Below are 8,396 nucleotides of genomic sequence, written 5' to 3' on the forward strand. Positions count from 1 at the left end.
GCTTGAGCGATGATTTGATGCCCGAAACAGACACCAACCAAAGGGCGCCCCGAGGCGGCGATGTTGCGGATCAACGTCTCAAGCGGGGGAATGAAAGGGCGATCCTCGTAAGCACCATGCTTGGAGCCGGAGATCAGCCAGCCATCTGCATCCGTCGGCCCGCTTGGAAACTCCATGTCCACAACGCTCCACGTTTGGAATGAAAAATCATGCCCTTTCAGAAGGTTGGAGTACATCGCTGTATAATCCCCCGCTGTGTCTGCCACGCGTTCGGGGGTGTGTCCGGCTTGCAAAATACCGATTTTCATTCGTCACCTATGGGATGTTTTGTGAACGCTAGAGCAGCGCTCACAGGAACTCAAGGTAGAGCGCAATGCGCTCTTCTTCGGAGAGGCTTTCGACCTCTTTGATTTCTTGGCGTTTGGTTAAGACCATATTCTGGATCAGCGCCTTTGGGAAAATGCGGGCCACTGCCTGATCGCTTGCAAAAGTATCGATGGCCTCTTGCCAAGTTGCAGGCAGCTCGGGCGTATCAAGCGCATAAGCGTTGCCTGTGACGGGCGCAGGCGGGATGAGCTTTTGCTCCATCCCATCAAGTGCAGCACCAAGAACGGCGGTTAGCAGCAAATAGGGGTTCACATCACCGCCCGCGACGCGATGTTCGATGCGCCGTGCTTTCGGGTTGCCGCCCGGCACGCGGATTGCAACCGTGCGATTTTCATACCCCCAGCAGAGCTTGGTCGGGGCATGCGCGCCGGGGACCAAGCGGTCATAGCTGTTGGCATGCGGCGCAAGGATGAGCATCGACGCGGGCATCGCATTCATGCAGCCGGCAATGGCGTGCTGCAGGCTCTCGGTGCCTTTGGGGCCGCCATCGTCAAAGACGTTGTTTCCAGCATCGTCCAGAACCGAAAAATGCATATGCATCCCGTTGCCCGAATAATCTGGATAGGGTTTGGCCATAAAGCTGGCGGCGAAACCGTGTTTGCGGGCCAAGCCGCGCACGAGCAGTTTGAAAAGCCATGCATCATCAGCCGCTTTGAGCATATCATCGACATGCATGAGGTTGATTTCGAATTGACCAAGGCCCGCCTCAGAAATCGCAGCGTCCGCAGGAATATCCATGACTTCGCAGGCGTCATAAAGATCCGTGAAAAACTCATCAAATGCATCCAGCGCGCGTAGGCCCAGTGTTTCTGATCCTGTGCGACGCTTGCCATTATGCGGCGAAGGCACGGTACGCGGCATACGTCCACTGTCGTCGATGAGGTAGAACTCCATCTCTGTCGCGACGACGGCTGTGAGGCCTGCAGCAGAATAACGATTCTTGATCCGCGCGAGCGCTTGGCGCGGATCGCCATCAAAGGGACGGCCATCTTCATGGAACATCCAGACAGGCAAAAGCGCAGTAGGCGTGCCGAGCCACGGCATGGGTAAATAGCCACGTTCCGTCGGCAAGAGCATGCCATCCGCATCGCCGCTGTCAAAAACAAGCGGGCTGTCTTCGATATCTTCGCCCCAAATATCGAGGTTCAGGACTGAGAAAGGAAAACGACTGCCGTCCTGAATAACCTTGCTGGCAAAACGCGTCGGAATGCGTTTGCCCCGCGCTTGCCCATTCAGATCGCATGCTGCGACCCGAATAGAGCGAATGTCAGGGTTCTCGCTCAGCCAGTTTTCCATTGGGTGCCTCTATCGAATAAGCTTGGGACGCAGCTTGAGTTTGCGTCGTTGATGCTGAGGAAGATGCTTGTTCAAGTGGCGATTGACCAGTCCGAAAATGGAAATGACGATCAACGTCAGGATGATGAAATAACCAGCCAAGATCGGGTAGGGGACAAAGGGATTGAACGTTTTGTCGGCAAAATAGTTGGCGTAATAAAGCGCATCGCCGCGCTGCTGCCATGCCGGGAAACCTGTGAAGAACACCAGTGTCGTCGCATGGAAGAGGAAAATCGCCTCGTTCGTGTAGGCAGGCCATGCAAGGCGCAGCATCGTGGGCCAGATCACCCGTTTAAAGCGCGACCAACCTGTGAGGCCATAAGCATCTGCGGCTTCGACGTCTCCCTTTGGGATCGATTGCAATGCGCCGTAGAAAATCTCGCCTGAATAGGCCGCGGTGTTACAAAACAGCACGATGAGCGCGCCAAGCCATGCGGAAGTGAACGGATTGAAGATCGGGCTGACGCCCTTGAGCGACAGGAACAGGAAATAGGCGAAGAAGAATTGAATAAAGAGCGGCGAGCCACGGAACAAGAAAATGAACCATTCTGCAGGCTTTCTAATCCATTTGCTCTTGGCCGCTTTTGCAACTGCAAGGCCGGTCGCGGCCATGAACCCGAAGACTAAGGCGAGAATGCCAAAGTACACGTTCCAGATCATGCCAGAGCCGATCAGCGTGACTTGCTGACAAAGGGTAAAGTCCTCTTTGGGCAGCAATCGTTGCCCAATCCCGACAGAACGCAGGCCGTAATCCACGATGGTTTGAAGGCAATCATCCATTATGCGGCCTTCCTTTGTGCTTCGCCTGCGGTTGTGGCTTGCCCATGCGTGAGACGTTTCATCAACTTATCCAGCAGCACTTCCGAAACTCGCGTAAAGGCGAGATAAAACACCAGCAGGAACAAGAAGTACCAAACGCGCCAATCGCCATGCGGGTAGTCGGTGAAGCGCGATGTCTTCGTGCCGCCAAGTTCTCGTGCCCAATAGACGATATCTTCCACACCAAGCAGAAACAGGAGAGGGGTCGCCTTGATCAACACCATCCAGAGATTGCTGAGACCGGGTAGGGCGAAGACCCACATTTGCGGAACAAGAATGCGCCAAAAGCTTTGACGCGGTGTCATGCCATAGGCCTCGGCGGTTTCGATCTGGGCGCGTGGCACGGCGCGCATGGCGCCAAACAAAACATTCGCGGCAAAGGCGCCAAACACAATTGCAAAGGTCAGAACAGCAAGGGTGAAACCGTAGCTTTCATGCACCCATTGCGGGGCAGTGCCGAGCGGCATTTTGGCAGCATCGCACACCAGAAAATCATTGCCTTGTCGAATGGGCTGGTCCCAATCAGAGCAGAGCGCTTTGTGACGCAGATATTCAATGCCTTGATCTAGGGCGATGATAAAGAACAAGAAAAACGCGATGTCAGGCACGCCTCGGACAACGGCAATATAGGATTTTCCGATCCATCGTAGCGGGGCAAGGGCCGAGCGGGCCGCTGATGCACCGGCAAAGCCAAAGGCCAGAGCCGTCGGCGCAGTGATCGCTAGTAGGAGTAAAACCGTGCCAAATGAGACGTAAAATCCCATGTGTTTTCCCGTCGTCAGGTAGCAAGACAACCAAGACATGCCACTCAGGACGGAAGGATCAGAGCAATAGCTAAACATCGAGTTTTCTTTTTATAACTTGAAGCATGGTTGCAGGAATAACGGCAGGAGGCCAAGAGGTTAAACACATATTTTGAGGGACACGCTGGGTAAAAACCGCATTTGTGCCTATGCTATCAACGAAAAGATCAAAGAGGTCGCCGAATGGCACACGCACGGCAGAAAATTATTGTAGTTGGCAGTGGAATCATCGGTGCTGCAGCCGCGTTTGAGCTGCAATCGCAGGGCGCAGATGTCCTTGTGATTTCTGGTGCCGCTGCGCGCGCGACTGATGCGAGTTTTGGATGGGTCAACGCATCGTTTTTTGAGAACCCGAAGTATTTTGCGCTTCGGGTCGAGGGGATCAAAGCCTTTTCGCACCTTCGCGCGCGCGTCGATCTTCCATCAATGTGGCACGGCAGTTTGTGTTGGGAACATACGGGCGCTGCGTTCGATGAACAGGTCCGAACGCTGTCTGAACAAGGGTATCCCTGCAAGGTGTTGGGAAAAGCGGATGTGCAAAGGCTAGAGCCGAATTTGGGCGCGCCGCCCGAACGCGCGATACATTTCCAGTCCGAAGGCGTTGTTGAACCAGCCGCAAGCGCCGATGCCTTGTTAAACGCGGCGGTCGCCTTGGGCGCTAAAGTGGCGCAGGGGTTCACAGTCACAGGATTCCACCGCCAAGGTTCTAAAATCTGCGGCGTCCAAACACGCGAGGGCGTGTTTGCAGCGGATCAAGTTCTTGTCGCCGCGGGGACGGGGACGCAAGCCTTGCTTCAACAGGTGGATGTAAACCTGCCGATGCTGCACCGCCCTGCGCTGGTTTTGCGTACGAAACCAGTGTCGTTCACACTCAGCCATGTATTGGTGACCGACTTTGGCGAGGTACGTCAGTTGCCCGATGGGGCGCTGATCACACCCGCTGCCATTGGTCATCAGGCTGACGCGGCAACTGAATTGACGGAGCCGCCACAACAAGCAGCTGAACGTTCGATGACCCGTTTACGGGCGCTCTTTCCTGAGGAGAACTTGGAATTGGCAAGCATGCAATTGGCACAGCGACCTGTTCCCGAGGATGGTTTTCCCGCTGTTGGGGCGGTCATGCCGGGGCTATACGCGGCAACGATGCATTCTGGAATGACTTTGGCAGCGCTGATGGGCGATTTGATCGCGCGTGAAATGCTGAACGGCGTAAGCAATAGCACGAACCAATGGCTGGGCGCGTTTCGCCCGGATCGATTTTAGAAACGAAAACGGCGGCGCCCAAATGGACACCGCCGCACTTCAGTTTGGTAAACTCAGCGATTAGAACTGAACGCCAACTTCCCATTTCGCGATCAACGCGTTCAAAGAACCGTCTTCTTTCATGGATGTGATTGCTGCGTCGAACTTCGCTTTCAGCTCGCCATCGCTTTCACGCAGACCCATGCCAACGCCGCCGCCAAGCAGTTCTTCTTGCTCGATCAACATCAGGCTCGCATCTTCGTCCGCGATTGGCTTGAGGAAAGATTTGTCTGCGAGAACCGCATCCGCTTCGCCGTTGCGAACCGCCGCAACTGTTTCTTCGGGCGTTGCAAATTCAACCAATGTCGCGCCAGAGGACGCGATGTGGGATGCTTGGATTGTACCGGTTTGCGCTGCGATCACGCCGCCAGCAACGTCTACATCCATGCTCATCGCGAGGTATGCAGATGGGTCTGGCTGTGTGTAGTTCTGTGTGAAATCAATGACTTCATCGCGCTCTGCCGTGATGGACATGCCTGCAATGATTGTGTCGTAGTTGCCAGATACGAGGTTCGGGATGATGCTGTCCCACTCGTTTGTAACCCATTCACATGTCAGCTCGGCACGTGCGCAGAGTTCATCGCCAAGCTCACGCTCAAAACCGTCAACTTCGCCTGCGTCATTCAGGAAGTTGTAGGGAGGGTATGCGCCCTCTGTGCCCATGCGGATTGTATCAGCGAATGCAAGACCGGCGGTCAGTGCCAGTGCGGCTGTTGTGAGGATAAGATTTTTCATTGGTGGTCTCCCTGGAGTGGTTTTATTTGGAATTTAGAGTGCAGAGGTACTTGATAGGAACTGCTGCAATCGGGCTGATTTTGGCGCGCCAAAGAGTGTTTCTGGCGCACCTTCTTCTTCGATAAGGCCTTGGTGTAGAAAGACAACGTGGTCAGACACATCCGCAGCCATTTTCATATCATGCGTGACGATCAACATGGTGCGCCCTTCGGCGGCCAAGTCTTTGATCACTTTGACAACTTCTTGCTCAAGCTCTGGATCAAGCGCAGATGTCGGTTCATCAAACAAAAGCGCTTCGGGTTCCATGCACAACCCACGGGCAATTGCAGCACGTTGTTGCTGACCGCCTGACAGTTGCGCGGGATAAACATCGCATTTGTCGCCAATGCCGACCTTCTCAAGATATCCACGAGCTGCATCTTCCACTGCGGAAGGATCACGGCCGAGTACAGTAACCGGCGCTTCCATCACGTTTTGCAGGATCGTCATGTGAGACCACAGATTAAACTGCTGAAAGACCATGGATAGATTGGTGCGAATGCGAATGACTTGGGCATTGTCCGCAGGTACGCGGTTTTGGCCTGCGCCTGCCCACTTTACTGGCTCACCCTTAAACAGAACGTCGCCTTGTTGGCTGTCTTCTAAAAGGTTGGCGCATCGCAGCAACGTAGATTTTCCCGAACCGGAAGATCCGATGAGCGATACGACATCCCCGCGCTTGGCAGAGATAGAAACGCCCTTGATGACCTCCAAGTCGCCGTAGGCTTTGTGAAGGTTGCGTAGTTCAATAACGGTATCTTGCTGGCCCACGACATCCCCTGAGTCTGATCTAAGCGTGCTATTGTGCTGACCTTGCGGTCTTTGGCAATGACCAAAGCACGCAAGGCGCTGAAATTTTAAACTTAACGCGAGGTAATGTCTAAAGCTTAGCCGCTACACGTTGGCGCGCTAGTGCACTGTCTTTGTCATTCACGCCGAGGAGGTTGGACACAAGGCGCAGCAAAGCATCTTCTTCTTGCTCGCGCACGCCATCTGCCAGCACGACAGACCAAAGCGATTCAATCACGCCAAGACGTTCCTCATAGGGAACCGCATCCTTGATCGCGCGGGTGAAACGCACGGTGTCCGGCGCTTCGCCTTCCAAGGCGGTTGCGTCAGCGATCAGCTTTTCGGTGCCTTTTTTGTCCAGAACGTAGCGCGTAGTGACGACGGATTCGATTTGCCTGCGCTCTTCGGGCGCGAAATCGCCATCAGAGCGCGCAATGCGCACCAAAAGGGCAGTCAAGGCGAGGCGGGCATCGCCATCGTCCAGCGGGTCGGGCTCCGGCTGGGTCAGCCGTTTGAGAAATTCAGCGAACATTGCGTTGATATAGGTCCCTTAAAGCAAAGAAGAAAGGTCTTGAACGTATTGTGCTTTAGTCTGGGCGGTCTCACTGTCCTCGCGCGTGATGCCGAGATGCGTTTGTGTGGCCTTGATCGTTTCCGTTTCCTCTTCGCGAAGCGTACCATCAGCGTAGGCGACTTCCCAAAGAGCATCGATCATGCTCAATCGATCATCATAGTCTACGCCTGCGCAAAGCAGGACTGCAAAACCAGAAGTGTCTGGTGCAGACGCTTCAAGTTGTTCGCACTCAGCACGAAGCGTTGCGGCCTCGGCTGCACTGATGCCCTGAAACTTGGCAAGCGCTCGCTCGATTTTACCGATTTCTTGCACAGCATATTGTTTGTCTGACCTAGCAACACGAACCAAAAGAGTGCCAATCGCATGGGGTACATCCGAATCAGGCAATGGTTTGACGTCAGATCCCTTTGGGAGTGCCGCAAACAGGCGGCCTAACCGTTCAAAAATACTCATACGATTTAAACGCCTTCAACAATTGCGATATCGCCTGCGCTGACTGATTCACGGATTGCTTTCGCTGCCTGGTACACAGCGCTGTCATAACAGGCATAGGCGGCTTCAATCGTGGGGAATTCAAGCACAACGCTACGTCCGCGCATTTCGCCCTCACGAACTGTTTGCGCACCACCGCGCACCAGAAATTTAGCGCCAAATTCTTTGAAAGGCGCGGCATTTGCCTGTTGATACAGTTTGTATGTTTCCACGTCATCAATCGTGACATGGCCGATCCAATAGCCTTTGGGCATCTGCGCTCTCCTGCTGTTTGCTGGATAGGCTAGCCTAATAAATCGAAACCATCAAAGCGCAAGTTGTCCAAAGCAATCCCTTGCGGATCGGTGTTGAGCAAAATGAACCCTGCGATGTCAGGTTGCCCTGATTTGCGCTCAAACCCAAAGCTATCTTCGCCCAAGGGACCGAGGGTGTGGGTGTCTATCGTGCTGCCATCTCGGCGGATGAAGATCACGCTCGCAAAGCCCTGCTCGCCGCCCCTGAGATCAAAGGAAAGAGCTGGTTGATCCCGATCAAAGAGAACGGCAACAGAGCCTTCACCGACGGCTTCAACCTTTGGGTAGACGCGGTGACCGTGCCCGTGCAAGACGATGCTGCCCTTGAGATGCATCGCGCCAAGCGTTTGCCCACGCCCGCCATCGCGCAATGTGAGCGGTAGGATCGGCGCGCCGCTGATGACATCATGATCGCCATGTGCGTGCCGTGTTTGGCCAATAAACCGTTCTCCGAAAGCAGCACCATCGCGTTTAAGCACCTCGTCGATGCGACTGCCAATACCGATTGATGAAGTGACATCGTTGAAATCAATGAGAGAGCTTAGCTGCAAGCTATCGGGTGATACATTGCAAATCGGGCGCGTGCAGGCCTGCTGAGCGTGCAAGCACGGCGCGATGACGAGAGCGAAGAAGAGAGCCAAACTGCGCATGCGAGGAGCATAACACAGAAAGCCATTTCACCAAATCCTGCGATGGGTGCGTGTAATCACGCACCTTACGAGGTTACACCAGACGTGAGTTGTCTTTGGCCGCGCGCACGAAATCTTTGAACAGGGGATGTGGGTCAAACGGTTTTGATTTCAGTTCCGGGTGGAACTGAACGCCGAT

At 54.4% G+C, this 8,396-nt stretch carries 11 protein-coding genes and 1 pseudogene; 1 reads left to right on the forward strand and 11 read right to left on the reverse strand.

Features of this window, described 5'->3' with window-relative positions; all coding sequences use genetic code 11:
- From ABJQ89_RS16935 to ABJQ89_RS16950, 4 genes and pseudogenes are all read right to left on the reverse strand, one after another.
- A pseudogene (locus ABJQ89_RS16935) lies at positions 1-308 on the reverse strand (type 1 glutamine amidotransferase); the annotation flags it as partial.
- A gap of 40 nt (positions 309-348) precedes the next feature.
- Positions 349-1,683, reverse strand: a complete 1,335-nt coding sequence (locus ABJQ89_RS16940; protein WP_348497335.1) for a glutamine synthetase family protein — start codon at positions 1,681-1,683, stop codon at positions 349-351.
- Positions 1,684-1,692: 9 nt separating this feature from the next.
- Complete coding sequence (locus ABJQ89_RS16945) at positions 1,693-2,502, reverse strand: ABC transporter permease subunit (RefSeq protein WP_348497336.1); 810 nt, start codon at positions 2,500-2,502, stop codon at positions 1,693-1,695.
- Positions 2,502-3,383, reverse strand: coding sequence for an ABC transporter permease subunit (locus ABJQ89_RS16950; protein ID WP_348497337.1), 882 nt, complete (start codon positions 3,381-3,383; stop codon positions 2,502-2,504). Before ABJQ89_RS16950 ends, ABJQ89_RS16945 begins: the two co-directional genes overlap by 1 nt.
- Positions 3,384-3,527: 144 nt before the next feature.
- Between ABJQ89_RS16950 and ABJQ89_RS16955 the strand changes: the two genes are divergently transcribed.
- Positions 3,528-4,607: an FAD-dependent oxidoreductase gene (locus tag ABJQ89_RS16955; RefSeq protein WP_348497338.1), complete on the forward strand. Its 1,080-nt coding sequence runs from the start codon at positions 3,528-3,530 to the stop codon at positions 4,605-4,607.
- A 60-nt stretch (positions 4,608-4,667) separates the two neighbouring features.
- Here the strand turns inward: ABJQ89_RS16955 and ABJQ89_RS16960 are convergent, their stop codons facing one another.
- From ABJQ89_RS16960 to ABJQ89_RS16990, 7 genes are all read right to left on the reverse strand, one after another.
- Positions 4,668-5,381: a transporter substrate-binding domain-containing protein gene (locus tag ABJQ89_RS16960; protein ID WP_348497339.1), complete on the reverse strand. Its 714-nt coding sequence runs from the start codon at positions 5,379-5,381 to the stop codon at positions 4,668-4,670.
- Between the two features lie 33 nt (positions 5,382-5,414).
- A complete protein-coding gene (locus ABJQ89_RS16965; protein WP_348497340.1) occupies positions 5,415-6,191 on the reverse strand; it encodes an ATP-binding cassette domain-containing protein in 777 nt (258 codons plus the stop codon).
- A 109-nt stretch (positions 6,192-6,300) separates the two neighbouring features.
- A complete protein-coding gene (locus tag ABJQ89_RS16970) occupies positions 6,301-6,741 on the reverse strand; it encodes a TerB family tellurite resistance protein (RefSeq protein WP_348497341.1) in 441 nt (146 codons plus the stop codon).
- A gap of 18 nt (positions 6,742-6,759) precedes the next feature.
- Positions 6,760-7,236, reverse strand: a complete 477-nt coding sequence (locus ABJQ89_RS16975; RefSeq protein WP_348497342.1) for a TerB family tellurite resistance protein — start codon at positions 7,234-7,236, stop codon at positions 6,760-6,762.
- A gap of 5 nt (positions 7,237-7,241) precedes the next feature.
- Complete coding sequence (locus tag ABJQ89_RS16980; protein ID WP_348497343.1) at positions 7,242-7,529, reverse strand: DUF1330 domain-containing protein; 288 nt, start codon at positions 7,527-7,529, stop codon at positions 7,242-7,244.
- Positions 7,530-7,558: 29 nt separating this feature from the next.
- Positions 7,559-8,218 carry a hypothetical protein gene (locus ABJQ89_RS16985; protein WP_348497344.1) on the reverse strand — a complete coding sequence of 220 codons (660 nt, stop codon included), beginning with the start codon at positions 8,216-8,218 and terminating at the stop codon, positions 7,559-7,561.
- A 73-nt stretch (positions 8,219-8,291) separates the two neighbouring features.
- Positions 8,292-8,396, reverse strand: a 105-nt coding sequence (locus ABJQ89_RS16990; RefSeq protein ID WP_348497345.1) for a hypothetical protein, incomplete at its 5' end; no start/stop codon positions are given.

Source organism: Planktotalea sp., assembly GCF_039984035.1.
Lineage (GTDB): Bacteria > Pseudomonadota > Alphaproteobacteria > Rhodobacterales > Rhodobacteraceae > Planktotalea.

Excerpts from the sequence above, each read along its gene's own strand:
- ABJQ89_RS16940 (WP_348497335.1), bottom strand. The coding sequence starts at position 1,683 with ATGGAAAACTGGCTGAGCGAGAACCCTGACATTCGCTCTATTCGGGTC.
- ABJQ89_RS16945 (WP_348497336.1), bottom strand. The coding sequence starts at position 2,502 with ATGGATGATTGCCTTCAAACCATCGTGGATTACGGCCTGCGTTCTGTC.
- ABJQ89_RS16950 (WP_348497337.1), bottom strand. The coding sequence starts at position 3,383 with ATGTTTAGCTATTGCTCTGATCCTTCCGTCCTGAGTGGCATGTCTTGG.
- ABJQ89_RS16955 (WP_348497338.1), top strand. The coding sequence starts at position 3,528 with ATGGCACACGCACGGCAGAAAATTATTGTAGTTGGCAGTGGAATCATC.
- ABJQ89_RS16960 (WP_348497339.1), bottom strand. The coding sequence starts at position 5,381 with ATGAAAAATCTTATCCTCACAACAGCCGCACTGGCACTGACCGCCGGT.
- ABJQ89_RS16970 (WP_348497341.1), bottom strand. The coding sequence starts at position 6,741 with ATGTTCGCTGAATTTCTCAAACGGCTGACCCAGCCGGAGCCCGACCCG.
- ABJQ89_RS16975 (WP_348497342.1), bottom strand. The coding sequence starts at position 7,236 with ATGAGTATTTTTGAACGGTTAGGCCGCCTGTTTGCGGCACTCCCAAAG.
- ABJQ89_RS16980 (WP_348497343.1), bottom strand. The coding sequence starts at position 7,529 with ATGCCCAAAGGCTATTGGATCGGCCATGTCACGATTGATGACGTGGAA.
- ABJQ89_RS16985 (WP_348497344.1), bottom strand. The coding sequence starts at position 8,218 with ATGCGCAGTTTGGCTCTCTTCTTCGCTCTCGTCATCGCGCCGTGCTTG.